General features: G+C 58.0%; 23 protein-coding genes. 5 read left to right on the top strand and 18 right to left on the bottom strand.

The window, feature by feature from the left end; translation table 11 throughout:
* The first annotated feature begins 24 nt into the window (after positions 1 to 24).
* The gene (locus RAK1035_RS05705) at positions 25 to 945 is read left to right on the top strand and encodes a DMT family transporter (protein ID WP_037298676.1); all 921 of its coding nucleotides are present in this window, start codon (positions 25 to 27) and stop codon (positions 943 to 945) included.
* A 1-nt stretch (position 946) separates the two neighbouring features.
* Here RAK1035_RS05705 and RAK1035_RS05700 read toward each other — a convergent pair whose 3' ends face one another.
* The 5 genes from RAK1035_RS05700 to RAK1035_RS05680 all read right to left on the bottom strand — a co-directional run bounded on the left by RAK1035_RS05700 (position 947) and on the right by RAK1035_RS05680 (position 6,258).
* Positions 947 to 2,272, bottom strand: coding sequence for an NAD(P)/FAD-dependent oxidoreductase (locus tag RAK1035_RS05700; RefSeq protein ID WP_008282806.1), 1,326 nt, complete (start codon positions 2,270 to 2,272; stop codon positions 947 to 949).
* Complete coding sequence (locus RAK1035_RS05695) at positions 2,269 to 3,084, bottom strand: ABC transporter permease (protein ID WP_008282805.1); 816 nt, start codon at positions 3,082 to 3,084, stop codon at positions 2,269 to 2,271. The genes RAK1035_RS05700 and RAK1035_RS05695 overlap by 4 nt, the downstream gene beginning before the upstream one ends.
* Positions 3,081 to 3,971, bottom strand: coding sequence for an ABC transporter permease subunit (locus RAK1035_RS05690; protein WP_008282804.1), 891 nt, complete (start codon positions 3,969 to 3,971; stop codon positions 3,081 to 3,083). Before RAK1035_RS05690 ends, RAK1035_RS05695 begins: the two co-directional genes overlap by 4 nt.
* A gap of 4 nt (positions 3,972 to 3,975) precedes the next feature.
* Entirely contained in the window at positions 3,976 to 5,100 is a 1,125-nt protein-coding gene (locus RAK1035_RS05685; RefSeq protein WP_008282803.1) for an ABC transporter ATP-binding protein, read from the bottom strand.
* Positions 5,101 to 5,169: 69 nt separating this feature from the next.
* Positions 5,170 to 6,258 carry a polyamine ABC transporter substrate-binding protein gene (locus tag RAK1035_RS05680; RefSeq protein WP_008282802.1) on the bottom strand — a complete coding sequence of 363 codons (1,089 nt, stop codon included), beginning with the start codon at positions 6,256 to 6,258 and terminating at the stop codon, positions 5,170 to 5,172.
* 141 nt (positions 6,259 to 6,399) lie between these two features.
* On the opposite strand from RAK1035_RS05680, the gene RAK1035_RS05675 reads away from it, so the two are divergent.
* Both RAK1035_RS05675 and RAK1035_RS05670 read left to right on the top strand, forming a co-directional pair.
* Positions 6,400 to 7,095, top strand: a complete 696-nt coding sequence (locus tag RAK1035_RS05675; protein ID WP_037298730.1) for a GntR family transcriptional regulator — start codon at positions 6,400 to 6,402, stop codon at positions 7,093 to 7,095.
* 85 nt (positions 7,096 to 7,180) lie between these two features.
* Positions 7,181 to 8,578: an aspartate aminotransferase family protein gene (locus RAK1035_RS05670; protein ID WP_008282800.1), complete on the top strand. Its 1,398-nt coding sequence runs from the start codon at positions 7,181 to 7,183 to the stop codon at positions 8,576 to 8,578.
* A 7-nt stretch (positions 8,579 to 8,585) separates the two neighbouring features.
* Here RAK1035_RS05670 and RAK1035_RS05665 read toward each other — a convergent pair whose 3' ends face one another.
* The 13 genes from RAK1035_RS05665 to RAK1035_RS05605 form a co-directional block, all read right to left on the bottom strand.
* Positions 8,586 to 9,650, bottom strand: coding sequence for a YeeE/YedE family protein (locus RAK1035_RS05665; RefSeq protein ID WP_008282799.1), 1,065 nt, complete (start codon positions 9,648 to 9,650; stop codon positions 8,586 to 8,588).
* Between the two features lie 101 nt (positions 9,651 to 9,751).
* Positions 9,752 to 10,183 (bottom strand): DUF302 domain-containing protein, encoded by a 432-nt coding sequence (locus RAK1035_RS05660; RefSeq protein ID WP_008282798.1) that lies wholly within the window; start codon positions 10,181 to 10,183, stop codon positions 9,752 to 9,754.
* 37 nt (positions 10,184 to 10,220) lie between these two features.
* On the bottom strand, positions 10,221 to 11,489 hold the full coding sequence (locus RAK1035_RS05655) for an NAD(P)/FAD-dependent oxidoreductase (protein WP_008282797.1): 1,269 nt from the start codon (positions 11,487 to 11,489) through the stop codon (positions 10,221 to 10,223).
* A gap of 28 nt (positions 11,490 to 11,517) precedes the next feature.
* The gene (locus RAK1035_RS05650; RefSeq protein ID WP_008282796.1) at positions 11,518 to 12,222 is read right to left on the bottom strand and encodes a c-type cytochrome; all 705 of its coding nucleotides are present in this window, start codon (positions 12,220 to 12,222) and stop codon (positions 11,518 to 11,520) included.
* 9 nt (positions 12,223 to 12,231) lie between these two features.
* The gene (locus RAK1035_RS05645; RefSeq protein WP_008282795.1) at positions 12,232 to 13,290 is read right to left on the bottom strand and encodes a c-type cytochrome; all 1,059 of its coding nucleotides are present in this window, start codon (positions 13,288 to 13,290) and stop codon (positions 12,232 to 12,234) included.
* Positions 13,274 to 14,557: a sulfite dehydrogenase gene (gene soxC, locus RAK1035_RS05640; RefSeq protein ID WP_008282794.1), complete on the bottom strand. Its 1,284-nt coding sequence runs from the start codon at positions 14,555 to 14,557 to the stop codon at positions 13,274 to 13,276. Before soxC ends, RAK1035_RS05645 begins: the two co-directional genes overlap by 17 nt.
* Before the next feature lie 26 nt (positions 14,558 to 14,583).
* Positions 14,584 to 16,281: a thiosulfohydrolase SoxB gene (soxB, locus tag RAK1035_RS05635; RefSeq protein ID WP_008282793.1), complete on the bottom strand. Its 1,698-nt coding sequence runs from the start codon at positions 16,279 to 16,281 to the stop codon at positions 14,584 to 14,586.
* Positions 16,282 to 16,380: 99 nt separating this feature from the next.
* Positions 16,381 to 17,238 (bottom strand): sulfur oxidation c-type cytochrome SoxA, encoded by an 858-nt coding sequence (gene soxA / locus RAK1035_RS05630; RefSeq protein WP_008282792.1) that lies wholly within the window; start codon positions 17,236 to 17,238, stop codon positions 16,381 to 16,383.
* A gap of 27 nt (positions 17,239 to 17,265) precedes the next feature.
* A complete protein-coding gene (gene soxZ, locus RAK1035_RS05625) occupies positions 17,266 to 17,595 on the bottom strand; it encodes a thiosulfate oxidation carrier complex protein SoxZ (RefSeq protein ID WP_008282791.1) in 330 nt (109 codons plus the stop codon).
* 22 nt (positions 17,596 to 17,617) lie between these two features.
* The gene (gene soxY, locus RAK1035_RS05620) at positions 17,618 to 18,034 is read right to left on the bottom strand and encodes a thiosulfate oxidation carrier protein SoxY (protein ID WP_008282790.1); all 417 of its coding nucleotides are present in this window, start codon (positions 18,032 to 18,034) and stop codon (positions 17,618 to 17,620) included.
* Between the two features lie 40 nt (positions 18,035 to 18,074).
* Positions 18,075 to 18,545, bottom strand: a complete 471-nt coding sequence (gene soxX / locus RAK1035_RS05615) for a sulfur oxidation c-type cytochrome SoxX (protein ID WP_037298674.1) — start codon at positions 18,543 to 18,545, stop codon at positions 18,075 to 18,077.
* A 107-nt stretch (positions 18,546 to 18,652) separates the two neighbouring features.
* Entirely contained in the window at positions 18,653 to 19,231 is a 579-nt protein-coding gene (locus RAK1035_RS05610) for a thioredoxin family protein (RefSeq protein ID WP_008282788.1), read from the bottom strand.
* Between the two features lie 15 nt (positions 19,232 to 19,246).
* Positions 19,247 to 19,984 carry a cytochrome c biogenesis CcdA family protein gene (locus tag RAK1035_RS05605; RefSeq protein ID WP_008282787.1) on the bottom strand — a complete coding sequence of 246 codons (738 nt, stop codon included), beginning with the start codon at positions 19,982 to 19,984 and terminating at the stop codon, positions 19,247 to 19,249.
* 79 nt (positions 19,985 to 20,063) lie between these two features.
* Between RAK1035_RS05605 and RAK1035_RS05600 the strand changes: the two genes are divergently transcribed.
* Positions 20,064 to 20,432 carry a regulatory protein gene (locus tag RAK1035_RS05600; protein WP_008282786.1) on the top strand — a complete coding sequence of 123 codons (369 nt, stop codon included), beginning with the start codon at positions 20,064 to 20,066 and terminating at the stop codon, positions 20,430 to 20,432.
* A 62-nt stretch (positions 20,433 to 20,494) separates the two neighbouring features.
* Positions 20,495 to 20,779 carry an ArsR/SmtB family transcription factor gene (locus RAK1035_RS05595; RefSeq protein WP_375554764.1) on the top strand — a complete coding sequence of 95 codons (285 nt, stop codon included), beginning with the start codon at positions 20,495 to 20,497 and terminating at the stop codon, positions 20,777 to 20,779.
* The last annotated feature ends 10 nt before the right edge of the window (positions 20,780 to 20,789 follow it).

The raw sequence follows: 20,789 nt of genomic DNA, 5'->3' as shown, positions 1-20,789 counted from the left end.
ACAGAGGGTGTTGGAGCCAAGACCATGCGCCCTCTGACGGGAATATCGCTCAAACTCATTTCGGTGATGCTCTTCATCACCATGTCATCGCTGATCAAGGCCACGGCGGCGCATGTGCCGCCGGGCGAAGCCGTGTTTTTTCGCTCGTTCTTTGCCATCCCAGTGATTCTCGTGTGGTTGACGCTGAGAGGGGATCTGCGCACAGGGCTCAAGGCCACTTCGCCACTCAATCATTTTTGGCGGGGCTTTGTAGGCACAGCCGCAATGGGGCTTAGTTTCGCCGCCTTGGGCATGCTGCCGCTACCCGAGGTGACGGCGCTTGGGTATGCCGCGCCGCTTTTGGTTGTGGTTTTTGCAGCGATGTTTCTCAACGAGCAGGTCGGCGTTGTCCGGATTGGCGCGGTAGCGCTTGGTCTTGGGGGGGTGCTGATCGTTTTGGCACCACGCCTGACGGCACTGAGCGGGCCAACAGTAGAGACCGTGCAAGCGGTCGGCGCGATGCTGGCCCTGACGGGGGCAATCTGTGCGGCGCTTGCGCAGATTTATGTGCGCAAACTGGTCCAAACCGAAGAAACCAGCGCGATTGTGTTCTATTTCTCGGTCACGTCGACGGTGCTGTCCTTTCTGACTATTCCGTTCGGCTGGGTCATGCCGACCGGACCGGAGATCGGGCTGCTTGTTCTGGCGGGGTTGCTTGGCGGGTTGGGCCAGATCTTTCTGACCTCCTCGTATCGCTTTGCCGACGCCAGCGTAGTGGCTCCGTTCGACTATGCCTCGATCCTGTTTGCGCTTGGCATTGGCTATTTCATCTTTGACGAAGTGCCAACGCGCGCCATGCTGACAGGCGCATCACTGGTTATTCTGGCGGGAATTCTCATCATCTGGCGCGAGCGGCAATTGGGCATAAGGCGCAACAAAGCGCGCTCTGCCCGTACTCCAGAATAGATCAGCCTCCGGTGAGTGTCGCCAGCGCATAAGGTGGCCACAGCATCGCGCGGCGAAAACGGCCCAAGGGCCATTTGCCCGGCGGTTTGGCCATGATTTCGGGATAGAGGGTGCGGGGGGTGCGGTTCATCGCCAGATCGGCCAGGATCGCGCCAGCATAGCTTGCCATTGCCACACCATTGCCGTGATAGCTCAGGCCGGTGAAGGCACCCGGCATATCCGGAATCGGCCCGGCGTAGGGCGTTAAATCCGGGGCCAATGAGAGCAGCCCATTCCAGCTATATGGTGTCTCGACATGGCGCCACGCCGGAAACATCGCCTCGAAATGCCGCCGGATCGTGCGATGCATGCGGACATCAAATCCCGGCGAACTGAAAAGGCCCCCGCGCATACCAAAGAGCATGCGGTTGTCAGGCATCAGGCGAAAATAATGCAGAAAAAAACGGTCATCATAGCACATTTGCCGCGTGGTCCAGCCTTGGTCAGCCAACTCTGCCTCGGTCAGGGGGCGGGTGACGATGACGTTGGATTGTGTGGGGATATAGCGCCCACGCATCCAACCCGGCAGATCGTCCGATGAATACCCATTGGTAGCGACGATCAGACGGCGGGCGGTGATCTGTGCCTTTGGGGTTGTGAGAGTAAAGCTGTTGGTCTGTCGAATGCCCGTCACAGGTGAGTGGGCGTAAATCCGTGCGCCTGCCCGGCTTGCGGCACCGGCAAGACCGATTGTGTATTTAAACGGGTTGAGGGCCACGCCAAGAGGAGTCGTAAGCGCCGCGTAGAACGGGCCTTTCATCCCCATTTGGGTCAACTCAGAGCCGGGGATCAGCGTGGGTGTAACCCCATAATCGGCTTTGATCCGGGCGGCGCGGTCAGCAAAGCCTGTGGCGGCTTTGGCGGTGTGAGCAAGCACCGTTTCACCGTCGGAATGAACATCCGGCCTGATCCCGTGGGTGTCGATCAAGGAGCGGGTCAAGCGCACCGCTTCAACCTCGCTCTGGCGGTATTCGCGGCGCGCGGATTCGCCGTGCATCTTGCGGAGCATGGCATCCGACGCCGCAGAGCCACCAAGGCAGCAGAAGCCGCCATTTCGCCCAGAAGCACCCCATGCGGGCGTCTGCGCCTCGAACACACGCACATCTTGCCCCGCCTCAGCAAGATGCAAAGCAGCGGAAAGCCCAGTGAACCCTGCGCCAATCACTGCAACATCGCAGGTGATCGTTCCCTCTGCGGTAGGGTAATCAGGCCGGTCTGCCGTGGTTTGCCAATAGCCACGCTCTCTTGGCCCTTCACCATAGGTATGGGCCGGAAATACCCGACTCATGCGCGCACGGCGGCGCGTTCGTCAGCCTGCTGGCGCAGGGAGGCACGTTTGGTAATCAGCGAGGCAGAAATCACGCCGACAGCGACAATGCCAATCATGATGGTCGAGAGCGCATTGATCTCGGGCGACACCCCAAGGCGCACCGCCGACCAAATCTTGATCGGAAGGGTGGTTGCCGAAGGACCAGCAGTAAAGCTGGCGATCACGAGGTCATCAAGCGACAGGGTAAATGCCAAAAGCCAGCCCGAGATAACCGCAGGCGCGATGATCGGCAGCGTGACAAGGCGGAAGGCGTCAAAATGCGAGCAACCCAGATCAAGCGCCGCTTCTTCCAGAGAGCGATCAAAGGTCACAAGCCGCGACGAGACAACGACAGAAACGAAACACATCGAAAAGGTAGTATGCGCGAGGATGATGGTAAAAATTCCGCGATCAAGACCAATCCCGATGAATAGAAGCAGCAACGACAGGCCAGTGATCACCTCTGGCATGACCAAAGGCGCATAGATCATACCGGAAAACAGTGTGCGCCCATAAAAGCGCCCAGCGCGGACCAAAACGAGGGCCGCCATAGTGCCCAAGATCGTTGCGATGGTAGAAGAGGCCACCGCCACCTTGACCGTCACCCAAGCGGCATCAAGGAAAGACTGGTTGCTGAGCAATTCACCGTACCATTTGGTCGAGAACCCGGCCCAGACCGTGACCAACTTGGACTCGTTGAAGCTATAGGTGATCAGGATGATCATCGGCAGGTAGAGAAAGGCAAAACCAAGCGTCAGCGAGGTGGCGTTGAACCATGTGAGCCGTCTCATTCTTCGGCCTCCCGCTGTTTTTGCTCGTTACGTTGAAAGAGCACGATAGGGATGATCAGGATCAGCAAAAGAACAACTGCCACGGCACTGGCCACAGGCCAGTCACGGTTATTAAAGAACTCCTCCCACAGGACCTTGCCGATCATCAGGGTCTGCGATCCGCCCAAGAGGGAGGGAATAACGAACTCGCCAATGACTGGGATGAACACAAGAAAGCAACCCGCGATGATACCGGTCTTCGACAGCGGCACCGTGATCAGCCAAAATGCCTTCATTCTCGAACAGCCAAGATCCTCGGCCGCTTCAAGCAGGGAACCATCCATCCGCTCGAGCGCGGAATAAATCGGAAGGATCATGAACGGCAGGTAGGTGTAGACAATGCCGATGTAAACCGCCGTGGGCGTGTTGAGGATGATCAACGGCTCAGAGATAACGCCAAGTTTCAAGAGCACCTGATTGAGATAACCTTCTGTCGAAAGAATACCCATCCAAGAGTAAACCCGGATGAGAAAACTGGTCCAAAACGGCAGGATCACGAGCATCATCAAGGTCGGGCGCCAGTGATCAGGTGCGTTGGCCATGCCATAGGCTATGGGATACCCAACCAACAGCGTGAGAAGAGTAGCAAAAAAGGCGATCTGGAGTGAAGAAATATACGCCTTCCAATAAAGATCATCGGTCGTCAAAAAGAGGAAATTGTCAAAATCAAGCGCGCTGAAAAACGTCTTGATGCTCTCCCAACCCTGCGAGAACTCCAAGGTTGGGGTATAGGGCGGAATGGCTGTGGCGATATCGCTCAGGCTGATCTTGAATACGATAAGGAACGGCACCAGAAACAGCGCCAGAAGCCAGATATATGGCAGGAATATCAGGGCAAAGCGGCGCATCCCCCTACCCTTTCAAGAGCACGGCGGCGGTGTCGGTCCACGACAGCCAGACGGTGTCTTCCCAAGTAAAGCCACGCCGGGACAGGCGGCGCGTATTGGCGGTTTGCGCCTTGATCATCTGACCATTGGGCAGGGCCACGTGATAGGTCGAGAGATTGCCAAGATAGGCGATGTCGATGATCTTGCCCTGCACGGCATTGCGGCGGTCAGCCGGTTGTTCGGCGCTGATTGCCACTTTTTCAGGGCGAAGTGCGATGTGACAGGTCTCGCCATTGTCAAAGGCGGTCTCTGTTTCGGCATAAAGCGGCGTCATGCCTTCGGCATAGGCGATTTCATACCCTTCCCCAGATTTGCGGGCGGTGCCGGGGATGATCGTGACCTCGCCGATAAAATCGGCCACGTAAACGGAATTCGGCAGCTCATAGATGCGCGCGGGCGTGTCGGCCTGAATGATACGGCCATTGTCCATCACCGCCACGCGGCTAGCTACAGTCATCGCCTCTTCTTGATCGTGGGTCACGATAACGAATGTGGTGCCAGTTTTTTCTTGGATGTCCATCAGCTCGAACTGGGTCGCCTGACGCAGTTTCGCATCAAGGGCACCAAGCGGTTCATCGAGCAAAAGTAGTTTGGGTGCCTTGGCAAGGCTGCGCGCAAGGGCCACGCGCTGGCGCTGGCCGCCAGAAATCTGATGCGGCTTGCGCTTGGCGAATTGTTGCAGGCGCGTCAGCTTGAGCATTTCGTCAACACGGGCGGCGATTTCGTCCTTTGGCTTGCCATCGCGCTTGAGACCAAAGGCGATGTTTTCCCAGACCGACAAATGCGGAAACAGCGCATAGGACTGAAACATCATGTTCACAGAGCGCTTGTTTGGGGGGATCGGCGCAAGGTCTTGACCGGCTAGGATAATCTTGCCTTCGGTCGGCTTTTCAAATCCCGCTAATATGCGCATCATCGTCGTCTTGCCGCAGCCCGAAGGGCCAAGCAATGCAAAGAACTCGCGTTCGTAGATGTCGAATGTCTGGTTATCGATCGCGGTAAAATCACCAAACCGCTTGGTCACGCCCTTGAATTGGATAAGCGGCTTTGCCTTGGGATCATTCCAAGGCTCGAAAACAACTTGTGCCATACCTGCCCCCGACTGTTTGAGAGTGCCCGCGCAGGGCCTAGTCCTGCGCGGGCGATGATCCTGTTCGGGTCAGGTGCCAGACTTGATCTTGGTCCAGAGGCGGGTCACGGTCCGCTGCACGCCGGCGTCATAAGGCGTGGTTGTGAAGAGGTTGTTCAACGCCTCTTCCGACGGATAGATCGCCGGGTCGCCAATCACATCTTCGATCAGAAACTCTTGGCTCGCCTTGTTACCATTCGCGTAATAGACATAGTTCGACGCGGCGGCCATGTTCTGTGCGTCCATGATGAAATTCAGGAACACATGCGCGCCTTCGGGATTGGGGGCATCGACCGGGATCGCCATTTGGTCAAACCACATCTGCGCCCCTTCTTTGGGCGCGTTGTAGACGATCTCGACGCCATTGTCGGCCTCTGCCGCGCGGTCACGCGCCTGAAGAATATCGCCGGACCAACCAACAGCCACACAGATATCGCCATTGGCGAGCGCGTTGATATATTCTGAGCTGTTGAATTTCTGGATATGCGGACGCACAGCCATCAACACGTCCTCGACCTTGCCAATCACATCGGGATCATGGCTGTTGGGGTCTTCACCGATGTATTTCAGGGCCATCGGGATCATCTCGGCGGGCGCATCAAGGAAGTGCACGCCGCATTCTGCCAGCTTGGCCATGTTGTCGGGGTTCAGCACCAGTTCGAGGCTATCGAGCGGTGCATCCTCACCAAGCAATTCCTTGACCTTTCCGACATTCGCGCCGATGCCCGTGGTGCCCCACATGTAGTTGATGGAATAGGCGTTATCAGGGTCGTATTGAGCCGTGCGGCTGCTCACCACGTCCCACATGTTGGCATGGTTCGGAAGCTTGGAGAGGTCCAGTTTCTGGAACGCACCAGCCTGAATCTGACGCTGCAGGAAGGTGCCAGATGGCACAACAACGTCATAGCCCGAACCACCTGCGAGCATTTTGGTTTCCAAAACCTCGTTGCTGTCGAAGACGTCATAGATCAACTTGAGGCCCGTATCTGCCTCGAACTTTGTCAGCAACTCTTCGTCGATGTAATCAGACCAGTTATACACCCTTACTTCTTGGGCCTGCGCGGCAAAAGCGCCAAGCGCGACAGCGGCTGTTGTGGTCAGTATCAGATTTCTCATCATGTTCTCCCGTTGGTCGGCATGTGTCTGCCTTAGTGCGGATTTGATCAAAAATTTCCGCTCATGGCAATATGGTAATGTTTTCATGCACAGGCTAAACTCGCAAGGCCGGACATTGAGATGCCTGATTGGATTGCCTTGCCGATGACCACCGCCGCACAGAAATTCAGCACGATCGACGGGGATTTAACGCGCCTTCCGGCGCATGAGTTGATCTATCGGCAATTGCGCGATCTGGTCTTGTTTGGTGATTTGGCACCGGGAGAGGCCGTAACTATCCAAGGACTCTCGGAACGTTTGGGCGCAGGGATGACCCCCGTGCGCGAGGCCATACGCCGCCTGATTGCGGAGGGCGCGCTAGAATTTCAGGGCAATCGCCGGGTCTCTGTGCCGCTGTTGACGGCCGATAACATCAGCGAATTGATTTATGCGCGACAATGGCTTGATCCCTATCTGACGCTGCGCGCGACCGAGCGGGCAAGCCTAGAGGATCTGGATTGGCTTGCGGGTCTGGACGACGAGCTGGATCGCGCGATTCTACGCGGTGATTTGCGCGCTTACCTTGAACTGAACTATCGCTTCCACAAACGGCTGTATGAAATCGCACAGGCACCTATTTTGGCTGATGTGGCCGATGGGCTCTGGCTTCGATTTGGGCCATCGCTCCGCGTGGTTTGCGGGCGCATGGGCACGCAGAACCTGCCAGACAAGCACAAGGATATGCTCGCCGCGATGCATGCCCGCGATGCAGAGGCCGCCGCCCGCGCCATTCGCGAGGACGTGATCCAAGGAATGGAACAAGTGCGCCATTCCCTGGAGCGATCGGGCGCGCTCTACTGATTCGATTGACACTGGATAATTTGATCATATTTTTGAAGTGAGGGTCGCGCATGCGTGGCCGAACCGATTCGGGAAAGGGAATGCCATGACGATGATCACCAACCATATGCCGACCGCTGAGTTGCAGGCGCTGGACGCCGCACACCACATGCACCCCTTTACCCATGGCAATCAACTGAGCGCCAAAGGCGCGCGGATCATCACCCGAGCCAAAGGCGTGACCCTGACCGACAGCGAGGGGCATGAGATCCTCGACGGTATGGGCGGGCTTTGGTGCGTGAATATCGGCTATGGGCGCAAAGAGCTGGCAGATGTCGCAGCGCGCCAGATGATGGAATTGCCGTTCTACAACACGTTTTTCCAGACGAGCCATGTGCCTGCCATTGCGCTCTCGGCCAAGCTGGCAGAGCTGGCACCGGAGGGGTTCAACCATGTGTTCTATGCTGGGTCCGGATCTGAGGCGAATGATACCAACCTGCGCATGGTCCGTACCTATTGGGCGCAGTTGGGCGAGCCCGAGCGCAACGTGGTCATCAGCCGCAAGAATGCCTATCACGGCTCTAGCGTGGGCAGCGGCAGTCTTGGGGGCATGTCCGGCATTCACGCACAGGGCGGCCTACCTATTCCCAACATTTACCATATCGACCAGCCGCACTGGTATGCCGAGGGCGGCGATAGCGACCCCGAAGCATTCGGCCTGGAACGCGCCCGACAGTTGGAGGCCAAGATCGAGGAATTGGGCGCGCACCGCGTCGCCGCATTCATCGCAGAGCCAGTGCAGGGCGCGGGTGGCGTGATCATTCCGCCCGACAGCTATTGGCCCGAGATTCAGCGGATTTGCGATAAATACGGCATCCTCCTGATTGCCGACGAAGTGATCTGTGGGTTTGGCCGCACCGGCAACTGGTTCGGTAGCCAGACCTATGACATCCGTCCCGATATCATGACCATCGCCAAGGGTCTGAGTTCTGGGTATGCGCCGATTGGCGGCTCTCTTGTGTCGGATCGGGTGGCCAAGGTGATCAACGCCTGCGAATTCAACCACGGCTACACCTATTCGGGGCACCCGGTGTCCTGTGCCGTTGCATTAGAGAACCTGCGCATTCTCGAAGAGGAAAAGATCATCGAGCGCGTGGCGCATGACACCGGGCCGTATCTCCAAGAAAAGTGGAACTCTCTGGCAGAGCACCCGATGGTTGGTGAAACCCGGATTATCGGCATGATGGGGTCGCTGGCGCTGACCCCGCACAAAGCGAGCCGCGCCAAGTTTGCGTCCGAGCCGGGCACCGCAGGCTATATCTGTCGCGAGCGGTGTTTTGCCAATAATCTGGTGATGCGCCATGTAGGCGACCGTATGATCATATCGCCGCCACTTGTGATCTCGAAGTCCGAAATCGACACGCTGATCGAACGGGCGTGGATATCGCTCGATCAAGCGGAAAAGCAAATCCGCGATGAAGGCTTGATGAAGGCCGCCGCCTGAGGCGAAATTACGATGTGGCCGGGCGCAACACGCGCCCGGTCAGCATGAGATGCGTGGCCATTGCACCGATCCACATGCAGGTCACGGCCACCCATGCAGTCAGAGCGAATATCGCCCCACCCGACATGCCCGCACCCACCGCACAGCCGCCCGCAAGCATGCTGCCAAAACCCATCAGCGCAGCCCCGATCAGATAACGCTCCATCGGGGTGTCGGGACCAAACCGCTCGATCTTCCATTCGCGGGTTAGGATGGCCATGGTGGCGGCACCGGTAAACACCCCCGGCACAAGGCCCACACCAAAACCAAGCGGCAGGCTGGTGCTGTTGACCAATCCCATCAGCGTATCTGTGGACGGGCCCGTAAAGGTAACAGAAGAGATTTCGACCACCTCGAACGAGGTCTGGGCAATGGCATAGGTCAGCAGCCAGCCAAGACCCACCGCACAGCCAACCAGAGCGGCGGCAAGGGCGTGGCTGAAACGCACGTCGCGCTGAAACGCTAGAAAACACCCCGCCGCCAGAACCAGTGCCGCGATCAGTGCCGCCATGCCCGGGCTCATACCGAGGAGTGACAGGATATTGCGCGCCTCACCCCCAGGCATCAGCCAAAGGCTTGCCAATGCCTCACGCGAGGGGGCCAGAATACCCCGCAGCGCCGATTGCGCCACGAGCGTCAGAACAAGGCCGGTTATAATGGCGCGCAAGTTGCCGGTGGCAGAGAGAACAAGCAAACGGCTGGCACAGCCGCGCGCAAGGATCATGCCCGCCCCGAACATCAGGCCACCGATAATGGCTCCCGACATACTGCCCGTGGCTGCCAGTGGCCGCGCCTCTGAAACGTCAAGCAGGCCGAGCGCAATTGCCCCTTGCACCGAGGCGACACCAGCCGAAAACGCGATAAGCCAGATCGAGAGGCGTGGCCCGAACCTGCGTTCTGCCACCTCGATTGAGGCGGCACGCAGACAAAACCGGGAATGTTGGGCGGCGGCACCAAAGAGCACGCCGACCAGAGCGCCCGCCATGGCCAGAACCGCCCCGTCGCCAAATCTGTCTATCAAGGATTCAAGCATCTGCCGCCCTGCGATGAAAGATGTGATCAGATATCAAGTCAGGGGTCTACACGCCTTGATATGCGTCAATCGGACCGCCGAAGCAGCCCGATTGCACTCGCTTATTGCAGCGCCTCTTGAACAATATCGTCCAGCATCGCCTGCACCTTTTGCATCTCGCCCTCTGGGTAGTTGCGATAGCCGATCAAGACCTCGCCGCCCTGATCGGCGACAAAGATACCATAGGGGCAGTGGGCGATGTTCATGGGGTCTGCCTCCATCACCTCGCGCGAGAGAGTGGCGGAACAGAACAGAAAGATATCCGCTGCGTCGAAGATTTTGACATCGCTGCCCACATCTGCGCCGGTGCGGTTCAACATGTCACCCACGTGGCTTTGCAGGTCAATGACCAGCCCGCGACCGACAATGGCGCTTTCGACGGCAAAGGTTGCATCGTCAAAGCTGCCGTCAAAGGGATAGGTGGTGGCCTGCTCTGCTGCCGCGACGGGCAGCGAAATCAGGGCCAGAGCACCAGCCAGAACTATGCGTTTCAATGGAAATCTCCTCTTTCAGAGTGGCGATCGCGCGTATTCAGTTGAACATGTCCGTGGTGATCCCGGCATACCAGCCGACAGATTCCTCATAGGTTGCCTTGCGGGTCACAGCATCCTCGCCAGTCTGCGAAACGAAACCGTCGACCTTGGCGATCTTTTCCGGTGTTGCCTCGTATGTAGCGCCAACCTTGACGCCATCATCAGGGGCGATGAGCGACCAGCAGGTGTTGGTGAACTTGGCTGGAAAGACCTTGGAGCCGGTCAGCGCACCGCGCACCGCCATGGCGCAGACCTTGGCCTGAGAATTGGCGGCAAAGCCTGATTTTGGCATATCGCCCTGTTGGGCCGCATCGCCCAGAACATGCACGTCCGGGTCCGCCTTGGAGGACATATCCGCGGCATTGACAGGCGCCCAATTGCCATCGGTGACGCCCGCCATATCGGCAATACGTCCGGCCTTTTGCGCCGGGATGACATTGCAAACGTCCACCTTTTCGACCGATCCGTCGATGTCCACGGTCATCGCCTCGGGATCGACGGTCACGTTTGTTGCGCCGAAATCCGGGCCGACCCGCTCGATCATGCCGCTGTAGTGGCGTTCCCAGCCTTCCTCGAACAGCGCCTGTTTCGAAAATGTCTCTTTTGGATCGACCAGCAGAATCTTGGCGGTTGGGTTGGTTTGCTTGAGCACATGCGCCACCATGGAAATCCGCTCATAGGGCCCCGGAGGGCAGCGGAACGGGTCGGGCGGGGCCACCATGGCAAAGCGTCCGCCCTGCGGCATCGCCATGATCTGCGCCTTGAGAAGTTCGCTCTGCGATCCGGCCTTGTAGGCGTGAGGCATCTTGTTCTGCGCGGCAACGGACCAACCGGGCACGGCGCCCTCGACGAAATCAATGCCGGGGCTGAGGATCAGTTTGTCATAGGACAGAACCGCGCCCCCCGCGAGGCTGACGGTTTTGGCATCCCGGTCCACATCAACGGCCCAGTCATGCACGACGTTGATCCCGTATTTGGCTGCAAGTGTGCCATAGGTGTGGGAAATCTCGTCTAGCTCGGTGAAACCGGCGATATAAAGGTTGGAAAAGTAGCAGGTGAAATAACTGCGCGAGGGCTCGACCAGGGTCACATCAATCGCGCCCTTGCTGTCCTTGGCGATATAGCGCGCGGCGGTGGCCCCGCCTGATCCGCCACCTATCACCACGACACGGGGCTTGCCGTGGGTATCGGCAAGGACATGCGGTGCCGAAAGGGTCGCAGCTGTTGCCGCGCCAACGGCAATAAACTTGCGTCGGTTAAAGGTCATTTTCAGTCCTCCCTGAATGGACCTCGGTTCAGTCGAGGTCCTTGAAATAGGCCGCCAATGCCGCGATCTCCTCGTTCGACAGGCGTCCGGCCATCATCTGCATCACCGGGTGGGGACGCAGTTTGTCTTTGTATGCGTGCATGGCGACCACGAAATCCTCTTCGGGCCAGCGGGTAATGGATGGGATCCCGTCGCTCGAGCCATCGGCCTGATGACAGCTTACGCATTCGCTAGACAGGTATTCGCCATATTCGGGGTCGCCCTGAATCGCCAGAATTGCGGGATCAACGGTATGATCCGTGCCCCGCGCGGTTGGAGCGGCCTCGGGGATATTTGCGGGGCTTGCAGAAAAGCGGCGCAGATAGGCCATAAGATCCGCACGATCCTGCGCGTCCTTCATGCCGCGATAGCTCATGCGGGTTTTAGACACGAGCGCGCGGGGATTTTCGATATAGGCGTCGAGCGTGTCAAAGCCCCATATCAGCCCATCAACCCCAGCGCGCTGCATTGAGGCGGAATAAGCAAAGCCTTCGTGCGACGCGACACGCCGCCCGAAGAGGCCATTGAGATGGGGGCCGATCCGGTCCTCGGCCCCCTTCCCGATTTCATGACAGCCTTTGCACTGTCCATAGAGCGTCTCACCAGCCTCTGCGTCACCCACCAATTCGGCCTGCGCTGCGCCTGCCGCGAAAACAGCGGTCAGGGCAATGAGCAAGAGGCGGCGCGCTATCATGGCCTCAGTCTACTTACTGAAACTTGAAAGATAAGCTGAAATTGCCGTGAGGTCCTCATCCTTCTTGAGGCCTGCAAAGCTCATTTTGGTGCCTTTCATAAAGCCGCGTGGATTGGCGAGAAACGCAGTCAGCGTTTCATCTGTCCAGATCAGGCCATCCGCCGCCATGGTTTGCAGCACGTCAGAGTATTTGAACCCTTCCACCGACCCCGCCGCACGCCCCATAACCCCGTTTAGCATCGGGCCAACGCGGTTGCTGGCACCTTCGCCAACCTGATGACAAGCGCTACATTTCTTGAAGACCTTTTCGCCGGCAGCGATAAGGGCCGGATCAATTTCATCCACCTCGGCAGCGGCCGGGGTCGCCTCCTGCTCCGTGGTGGCCTCGGCCACGTCGACAGGCTCTGCTGCGCTCGCCTCGTCTGGGACGGACTGTTCGTCTGGCGTCACATCCAGAACGGTGGCGTGCATCGTGATTTCTACGCTTTCCTTGCAGTTCTCCATGCAAGGATCGCCGTGCCAGATCGCATATTCAGTCTCGGCGCGGTCATCGACGATGAAGCCGCCCGCGTTGGGCAATTCCACATCCAAGAAATTCTCGTGGCTCAGCTCAAAGTCATCCTCCACGAGGTTGTTGGAGTAGAGGATATAGGCAACGATGGCATAGACCTCATCCGGTGTCAGGCTCTGCGCGTTGCCAAAGGGCATGGAGCGGTTGACATAGTCAAACACGGTCGAGAGATAGGGCCAGTAGGAGCCCACCGTCTTGAGCGGGTCGTCACGGTCAAGCGTATCGGCACCACCAGCCAGTTTGGGCCAGTTGCCAATACCTTCAGCGAAATCGCCATGGCAGACCGCGCAATGCTCGCCAAAAACCTCGTCGCCGGTCCAGACGTCGCCCGATCCTTCGGGAAGACCGCGCCCGTCTGGCATGACCTTAACATCCCACGCCGCGATCTCTTCGGGTAGGGCGGGCCGCCCTAGGCCGTATTCACCCGCCCAGAGGGCAGTTGCCGTGGCGCTGAGAGCAAACCCTGTGACCAACGTAAACTTAAGAAACTTCGACATTTTCTGCCTCCCCATTGGGCCGCACCCACCATGTCTGAATACAGTTGTTGTGATAGACCGAGTTAAGGCCGCGCACCTCGCGCAGTTGCGCCTTGGTCGGCTGGATATATCCGGTCTCGTCCATCGCACGGCTCTGGAGCAGCATTTCTTCGCCGTCCCATGTTGTGTCGAGGTAGAAACGGGTCAGCGCCTTGGCCTCGCCCGGTTTGGCGAGACGGGCGGTTTCCCAGGTCTTGCCACCATCCTTGGACACGTCCACGCGCGTGATCGCACCATGACCGGACCAAGCAAGACCAGTGATCACGAGCGGGCCTTTGCCATGTTTGATCGGCGATTGCGGACTGGGCGAGGTGATGACCGATTTGGCATCCATCACCCAAGTCCACTTGCGGCTTGTGCCATCCTCGAGCGTGTCGGTGTATTTGCTGGTTTCTTCGCGGCTTTCGACAGCGGCGTCGGTCACTTCGATGCGACGCAACCACTTGACCCACATATTGCCTTCCCAACCGGGTACGACAAGGCGAACGGGGTATCCATGTTCTTTGCGCAGCGCCTCGCCATTGGCCTTGAACGCAACAAGGCAGTCGCCAAGCGCTTTGGCCATGGGGATCGAACGGCCATTGGAAGACGCATCCGCGCCCTCGACATAAACCCATTTATCCTTGAGATCACCTGCCGCGTCCAATCCGGCCTCTTCCAGCAAGGTGCGCAGGGAGACGCCGGTGTATTCCATGTTGTGGATCATGCCATGGGTGAACTGAGCGCCGTTCAGTTGGGCGCCCGCCCATTCCATGCCGGTGTTGGCCGCACATTCGCAGAAGTAAACGTGGTTCTCGCGTGGGAACCGCTCAAGATCCTCGTAGGTAAAGACCAGCGGCGTATCAACAAGGCCGTTGATCATCAGGCGATAGTCCTCTTTCTTGAGGTCGATTGCGCCGGAATGGTGCCGCTCGAACGCGCAGCCCTGCGGTGTGATCGTTCCGTCGAGCGCGTGAATGGGGGTAAAATTGATCGAGCTGATCGGATCGGCGGTGAGCCACGGCACATTGCGCCGCACCACGTCCGCCTCATATTCAATGGGCAGGCCATAGGGCGTGGCATCAACCCCATCGCCAAGGCTGATGGCCCAATCCTGCACTTCGGTAATCAGTGGATCTGGGGTGGCGGCCTGTGCCGCACCCGCCGCGACGGCCCCAGCCGCCGCTGCCACGCCACCGCGCAAAAAGGCGCGCCGGGAGGTGGGTTTGCCTTTGAATGTCCCTGACATCTCAAATGCCTCCTTTCAGCAAGTCGTTACGCGCCAATCACTTGGACGCTGTTATTGGGGGCGACACTGACCGTGCCGAGTTTGCGAATGTGATTTTCGACCACGTCCCAGATTTCCGGGCCTTCGGTATTTTCATTGACCGAGGCCCAACCGGCGACGACATAGGATTTCGCTGGATCAATCGCCTCGCCGGTCTTGAGCAAGGTCATATCGCTGATCCGGCTGCCCTGCGGCTGATTGATGTCGATCCGGTATCCCATGCCACCGATGCGCACCATATCGCCGCCCTGCTGGTAATAGGGGTCGGGGTTAAAGATGTTGTCGGCCACGTCTTCGAGAATGACCTTGATGAATTCGCCGGTCATTTCAGAGCGATAGGCTTTGCCATAGGTCATGGAGGTGACGTTGAAGATATCCTCGCGGGTGATGTCCTGACCGGGGATCAGGCTTGGCCCCCAGCGAACACCGGGGGACATGGCGATATCGGCCTCACGCTCGGACAAAAGCGCGTCACAGATCAGATCATCCCACGTGCCGTTGAAATTGCCGCGCCGGTAGAGCAGGCTGTCGGTCTTGCCGATCACCTCGGTCAATTGATCGAGATAGGGCGCGCGTTGTTCCTCGATGAGGGTGGCCACCTCTTTGTCAGGCTCGATCACATCCGAGAAGATCGGGATCAGCTTGTGGCGAAAGCCCATCATCCGGCCATCGCGCACATCAAGATCAACGCGGCTCACGAATTTGCCGTTAGAACCAGAGGCGACGATGATCGTCTCACCAACCAGAACGGGCTCTGGCAGGGCGTCATGGGTATGGCCTGACAGGATCACGTCGATGCCGGTCACACGGCTTGCCATCTTCTTGTCCACGTCAAAACCATTGTGGCTAAGGCAAACAACGAGTTCAGCACCTTGGCCACGCACCTCGTCCACCATGGCCTGCATATTCTCATCGCGGATACCAAAGCTGTATTCCGGGAACATCCAGCCGGGGTTGGCAATGGGCATATAGGGAAAGGCCTGACCGATGACGGCGATCTTGACGCCGCCCCGCTCAAAGAACTTGTAGGGTGGGAAGATCTCGACCGGCTCGTCCCATTCCGCGTCAAAGATGTTCTGTCCAAGCGCAGCAAAAGGCAGGCTTTCGACGATTTCCTGAACGCGGGCGGACCCAAGGGTGAATTCCCAATGAAAGGTCATAGCGTCAGGCTTGAGCGCGTTCATGACATTGACCATGTCTTGGCCTGCTGTGTGGTAGCAGGTGTATGACCCGTGCCATGTGTCGCCACCATCGAGTAGAATGGCATCAGGGCGGTCGGCACGAATGGCATTGATCACGGTCGCCATCCGGTCCAGCCCGCCAACCTTGCCATAGGCCTGCGCAAGCGCGCTGAAATCGCCAGCGGACAGGGCATAATGCGAGGCGCTGCCATCGTCGATGCCATAGAGCTTGCGGAAATCGGCCCCGGTGACATGCGGCACGGCCCCCTTGTTTCCACCCACGCCTATGTTGATCGACGGCTCTCGGAAATAGATCGGTTTGAGTTGGGCGTGAATGTCAGTGATGTGGATCAGGCTGACATTGCCAAAGGTGTCGAATTGCAACAGTTGGTCCTGAGTGAGCGCCTGTTGAGCCGCCAGTTTCGCCCAATTGCCAAAGGAAGACGCCCCAAGAATGGCTGACGCCGCCATGCTTGTCTGAAGAAAATCACGCCGCGAGATCATGGTGGACCTTTCCAACTCCCGCACCTATCACATGCGGATTCTTGAATGTTTTTGGATATAGAAAACCCCGCCGACTGAAAGTCAGGCGGGGTATTCCGGTTAGTTTCGGATCGACGGGCCTTCGACCGACAGACCGTTGCCGCGCGACGCGACATAAAGCTCAAGCGCGATGAACTCGGGGCTGCCAACAGCAAAGGTTTCGCCGCGCGTGTCGCGGATACAGCCACGGAAGCGGTTTTGAACGCCGACCAACGCAGCATCCTTGAGGCGGTAGGCGGGGAAGGCGTTGATCTGACCCTGACTCAGGTGATCGGCCCGGATCATGTTGCCATAATTCTGCTCGTGACAATTTGCGCAAGACAGTTCGAGCTGACCGTAACGGGTATAGTACATTTCCTTGCCCAGCTCCCAAGTCGCCTGAGCCGGCCCATCAATTGCAACGTTAACCGGCAATCCGCGCGAGACAGAGGCAAGCAGCGCGGTCATGTTGATCATCTCGGTCCCGCTGTATTTCCACTCTTCTGCGCCCATACGCTCGGTCCGGCAGCCGTTGACCTGCATTTCAAGCGTGCGCACTTCGCCAGCGGTCTCGTTCCACTTGGGATAGACGGCGCGTACGCCCTTCATGCTCTCGGCGGCATCACCATGACAGCTTGCGCAAGATTTGCCTTCGGTGCCTTCGGCGGTTTCCCACGCGGTCATCGCATTCTCAACAAAGATCATGCCGGGATTGTCGAAATCATCGGCTTGCATGGCGCGGGTTTCCGCTTCGCGGAAATGCCACCCTGACAAGACTTCATCAACGCTGTCTGCAAGATGCGCAGGGGCTGCGGTGCGGGTGATAATCTCGATTTCTTCGTTCACGATCAGCGTGTCATCCACAGCTTCGGCAAAGGCCGCCCCTGCCAAGAGCGCCGTTGCGCCGATCAGACCGGTAATCCGTCCTGTTCTTTTCATTCTCGTCCCTCCCTTGACGATTGACCCTTACTTCAACTCGATTGGCTTGATGTCCTCGTAAACCGAGCCGTCGTCGTCGTACCAAGTGAACTTGAATTCACCGGCTTCGGGCACGATGGCCGCGAATTCGATGTAAGGGTTGGTCGAGATTGCGGGTTCCATCGTCACGTCGACGATGCTCTGTCCGTTGAACTCGCAGGTGAACCGATTGATGATAGAGCGCGGAATGATATTGCCTTCTTTATCCTTGCGCTGACCGGATTCCATCGGGTGGCTGATCAAGGTCTTGATCGCAATCGCTTCGCCAGCGGCTGCGGATTTCGGAACCTTGACGCGGGGTGTGACGTCTTGTGCCATTCTGGTTTCTCCTACCTATGCCTCAGCCGCCGCAGCCGCCGATTGTAACCTTGACGTTGCTCGATGCCTTGGCAAAAGAGCCGTCGCTCATCTTGGCAATCGCCACCACGTCCTGCGTGCCTGCAAGACGAATGCGCGTGGATGCGGTTTGCGATGCGGCCAAGGGGCCGAATTTGAAGGTCGCAACACCGGGGGTCGGGTTGCCCATAGCCAGCACAAGGATTTCAACGGCACCTGGGGCCGCAACCTCGATCGGCACGGTATTGCCATTCTCGGCGATTTCGGGGGCGGTCAAGGTGATCCCGCTATCGGCAATAGCGGCGCCTCCGGTGAATTCGGCGATGCGATCCTCGCCTGCTGCGGTGGCGCGCATGGGCAAGCCAAAGGCGACAAAGGCGCCTGCCCCCATGATCATCACGTTGCGTCGTGTCAGTGTCATGTTTTCAAACTCCTGATCTTGGTCACGCTGTCTGGCGCGATTACTCTTTGAGGGTCACCAGATAAGCGACCACATCTTCAACTTGCTGTGCGGTGAGGAGGGGGCCGAATGTGCTGTCCGCCGCTTCGCCGGTAAAGGCGTTGCCCGGTCGCGTATACCCGTCCGTCCGATAGAAAGACGGCATCAGCGAGTCAGGGAACATCATCTTGGCATTGGCCACGATGCCACGCAGTTCGGCTTCGCTCCACCGGGAACCCGTACCATCCAGCATGGGCCCGATTTCACCATGAAACGGAACGTCACTCATCTCGGTGATCTGATGACAGGCAACGCAATTGCCCAACGCTCGGTTGGCCAACACCTCACGGCCTGCCACCGGGTCACCGACCGTGCCGCTTAATGAGTCTGTTATGGCCCCATCGGTAAACTTGACATCCGTCGGCGCAACTTCGGCCGCTGACGCGCTCATTGTCGCGCATATCAGCGACACCGTGAGAATTGATCGTTTCATGCGTCCTCCCTAACACATTCAGATTTTTGTATATCATAGAACACAATCGCGCGCTCACACAACAATAAATTCGTATTCTTGAATTTAATGTGTTCCCGCGCGTGTTCTCACTGCGATTTCTCAGCCTCCCGTTCGGCGATGCGGCGTGCATGATAGCGTTGGAAATCTTCCTCAGTATCAAGCGCATAGCGCTTTTCTTGCACCCAAGTGAGCAGATCCAACGTGGTGCCCGGACCAAAGGCGCCGGGCATCATTGCCACCGCCGCCTGTGCCGCTGTCTGATCCTCTGCCACCTCTTCTGGCAGGAACAGAATCGACGGCGTAAAGAGCAGGCCCCATTTACGCGCCGCCTGTTTCTCGCTCAGCGACTCGCCATCGAAATCGATCACTTCCAGATCACCATGCAGATTGAGCTGCACGACAAAGAAGTTCTCGCGAAGGAAATCGGCAATCTCGGGGCGGGGAAACACCTCTTCGTGCATCTTGGTGCAGTAAATGCAGCCGCGCTGCTCGATCATCACCATCAGCCTTTTGCCCTCGGCGTTGGCATCCTCCAAATCCTCGCGCAGGTCCTTGAAGGTGTCACGCATCCAGTCGGTCTTGTGCAGGCCATCATCGCCCAATTCCGCCGCAGCGACCGGCAGAGAAAACAGGACGGCGGCCAGCAGGGTCAGAACTCGTTTCATCTTGGTCCTCCTCGATTAGATGTTTTGGAAGGCTGGGAATGTCTCCAGCATCCATTGGGCGATGTAATTGACGCTGTCGGTGGCAATGAGCGCGGCGAAGATGATCAGTAGCAGCCCCATCGCCTTTTCGACCTTGGGCAGGTGGCGGCGGAATTTCGAAGCAAAGCGCAGAAACGGCCCGATAAAAAGCGAGGCCACCATGAAGGGCGTGGTCATGGCCAGACCAAACACCAAGAGCAGCACCAGCCCTTTCATCGCCGTGGCCTCGGTGCTTGCAGTGAAAACCACGGCTGTCAGCACACCGCCCACACATGGCGTCCAACCTGCGGCAAAGGCAAAGCCAACCACATAGGCGCCAAGCACCGACATGTTCCGGGTATCGCCCGCATCCATCTGAAACACCCGGTTGAGAAAGCTGATGCGCAGCACGCCCAAAAAATGCAGCCCGAGGATCAGCACGACGAGCGCAGCAAAGAGGCGAAACTCGGTCTGAAAGCCGCGGAACGCCTGGCTGAGGCCAAAGGCGGCTGCCCCTAGCAAAACAAAGACAGTGATGATTCCCGCCGAGAACATGACCGATGCGGCAAAGGCACGGCGGCGCACGCCCGGGGCAAGACGGCCCTCGGCGCTGATCTCTGACATCGACGCTCCGGCCATGTAGCTGAGGTAAAATGGGACGATGGGCAGCACACAGGGCGAGAAAAAGACGATCAATCCCCCGACAAAGGCGCTGAGCAGAGAGACATCGAACATGGGGAATCCTTAGACGGGTTGATCCGCAAACATATTCAAACTATCATATGTTTTAGTCTGTCCGTCAATCGGAACACCGATGCGTATGCTTGCTACCTTTCTCGTCAGCCTTTTTCTGACATTCGGCCTGATGGGTCCGCTCTTGGCGGCAGAACTGGTCATGGTCGAGCGGCATGGCTGCCATTGGTGCGAGCGGTGGAATGCCGAGATTGGCCCGGCCTATCCCAAAACCATCGAGGGCGCACGCGCGCCCTTGCGTCGGGTACAGATCAACGCGCTGCCCGAAGATATTGCCTTTTCCAGTCGCCCCATTTTTACCCCAACTTTTGTTCTGGTCGAGGACGGTCAGGAACTGGGCCGGATCGAGGGCTATGCGGGCGATGAATTCTTTTGGTTTCTGCTGACGCAGCTTTTGGATGCGCATCCCGACGCAACCAAAGCGCCGTGATTCCGATGCTACGCCGCGCTCCTCCTCCACAACTGGATGTGTCGAACGAAAGCGTCGATGCGATGCTCGATCTGGCGCATACGGCGGCAGAGTTTCTCAAGGCAATCAGCCATGAGGGGCGGTTGATGATCCTCTGTCATCTCGCAACCGGTGAAAAGACAGTAACCGAACTTGAAGATCTGCTCTCGGCGCGACAGGCGGCCGTGTCACAACAGCTCTCACGCTTGCGCTTGGAAGGGTTGGTTACACCACGACGTGAAGGCAAAGCCATCTATTACCGTTTGACAGACCGGCGCGCGATACAGATGCTCGAAACTGTATACGATCTGTTTTGCAAGCAGCCGTGATTCACGCGCC

Origin of the sequence: Roseovarius sp. AK1035 (assembly GCF_003288315.1) — a bacterium.
GTDB classification, from domain to species: domain Bacteria; phylum Pseudomonadota; class Alphaproteobacteria; order Rhodobacterales; family Rhodobacteraceae; genus Roseovarius; species Roseovarius mucosus_A.
Note: the sequence above shows the minus strand (reverse complement) of the source record. Positions and strands in the feature narration are given on the sequence as shown.

What these genes read in the sequence shown, in the direction of transcription:
- soxC (WP_008282794.1), bottom strand. Translation starts at nt 14,557, where the DNA reads ATGTCAGGGACATTCAAAGGCAAACCCACCTCCCGGCGCGCCTTTTTG.
- RAK1035_RS05705 (WP_037298676.1), top strand. Translation starts at nt 25, where the DNA reads ATGCGCCCTCTGACGGGAATATCGCTCAAACTCATTTCGGTGATGCTC.
- RAK1035_RS05700 (WP_008282806.1), bottom strand. Translation starts at nt 2,272, where the DNA reads ATGAGTCGGGTATTTCCGGCCCATACCTATGGTGAAGGGCCAAGAGAG.
- soxY (WP_008282790.1), bottom strand. Translation starts at nt 18,034, where the DNA reads ATGACACTGACACGACGCAACGTGATGATCATGGGGGCAGGCGCCTTT.
- RAK1035_RS05655 (WP_008282797.1), bottom strand. Translation starts at nt 11,489, where the DNA reads ATGACCTTTAACCGACGCAAGTTTATTGCCGTTGGCGCGGCAACAGCT.
- soxA (WP_008282792.1), bottom strand. Translation starts at nt 17,238, where the DNA reads ATGAAAAGAACAGGACGGATTACCGGTCTGATCGGCGCAACGGCGCTC.
- soxB (WP_008282793.1), bottom strand. Translation starts at nt 16,281, where the DNA reads ATGATCTCGCGGCGTGATTTTCTTCAGACAAGCATGGCGGCGTCAGCC.
- RAK1035_RS05665 (WP_008282799.1), bottom strand. Translation starts at nt 9,650, where the DNA reads ATGCTTGAATCCTTGATAGACAGATTTGGCGACGGGGCGGTTCTGGCC.
- soxX (WP_037298674.1), bottom strand. Translation starts at nt 18,545, where the DNA reads ATGAAACGATCAATTCTCACGGTGTCGCTGATATGCGCGACAATGAGC.
- RAK1035_RS05650 (WP_008282796.1), bottom strand. Translation starts at nt 12,222, where the DNA reads ATGATAGCGCGCCGCCTCTTGCTCATTGCCCTGACCGCTGTTTTCGCG.
- RAK1035_RS05595 (WP_375554764.1), top strand. Translation starts at nt 20,495, where the DNA reads ATGCTCGATCTGGCGCATACGGCGGCAGAGTTTCTCAAGGCAATCAGC.
- RAK1035_RS05600 (WP_008282786.1), top strand. Translation starts at nt 20,064, where the DNA reads ATGCGTATGCTTGCTACCTTTCTCGTCAGCCTTTTTCTGACATTCGGC.
- RAK1035_RS05695 (WP_008282805.1), bottom strand. Translation starts at nt 3,084, where the DNA reads ATGAGACGGCTCACATGGTTCAACGCCACCTCGCTGACGCTTGGTTTT.
- RAK1035_RS05605 (WP_008282787.1), bottom strand. Translation starts at nt 19,984, where the DNA reads ATGTTCGATGTCTCTCTGCTCAGCGCCTTTGTCGGGGGATTGATCGTC.
- RAK1035_RS05675 (WP_037298730.1), top strand. Translation starts at nt 6,400, where the DNA reads ATGACCACCGCCGCACAGAAATTCAGCACGATCGACGGGGATTTAACG.
- RAK1035_RS05680 (WP_008282802.1), bottom strand. Translation starts at nt 6,258, where the DNA reads ATGATGAGAAATCTGATACTGACCACAACAGCCGCTGTCGCGCTTGGC.
- soxZ (WP_008282791.1), bottom strand. Translation starts at nt 17,595, where the DNA reads ATGGCACAAGACGTCACACCCCGCGTCAAGGTTCCGAAATCCGCAGCC.
- RAK1035_RS05685 (WP_008282803.1), bottom strand. Translation starts at nt 5,100, where the DNA reads ATGGCACAAGTTGTTTTCGAGCCTTGGAATGATCCCAAGGCAAAGCCG.
- RAK1035_RS05645 (WP_008282795.1), bottom strand. Translation starts at nt 13,290, where the DNA reads ATGTCGAAGTTTCTTAAGTTTACGTTGGTCACAGGGTTTGCTCTCAGC.
- RAK1035_RS05670 (WP_008282800.1), top strand. Translation starts at nt 7,181, where the DNA reads ATGACGATGATCACCAACCATATGCCGACCGCTGAGTTGCAGGCGCTG.
- RAK1035_RS05610 (WP_008282788.1), bottom strand. Translation starts at nt 19,231, where the DNA reads ATGAAACGAGTTCTGACCCTGCTGGCCGCCGTCCTGTTTTCTCTGCCG.
- RAK1035_RS05690 (WP_008282804.1), bottom strand. Translation starts at nt 3,971, where the DNA reads ATGCGCCGCTTTGCCCTGATATTCCTGCCATATATCTGGCTTCTGGCG.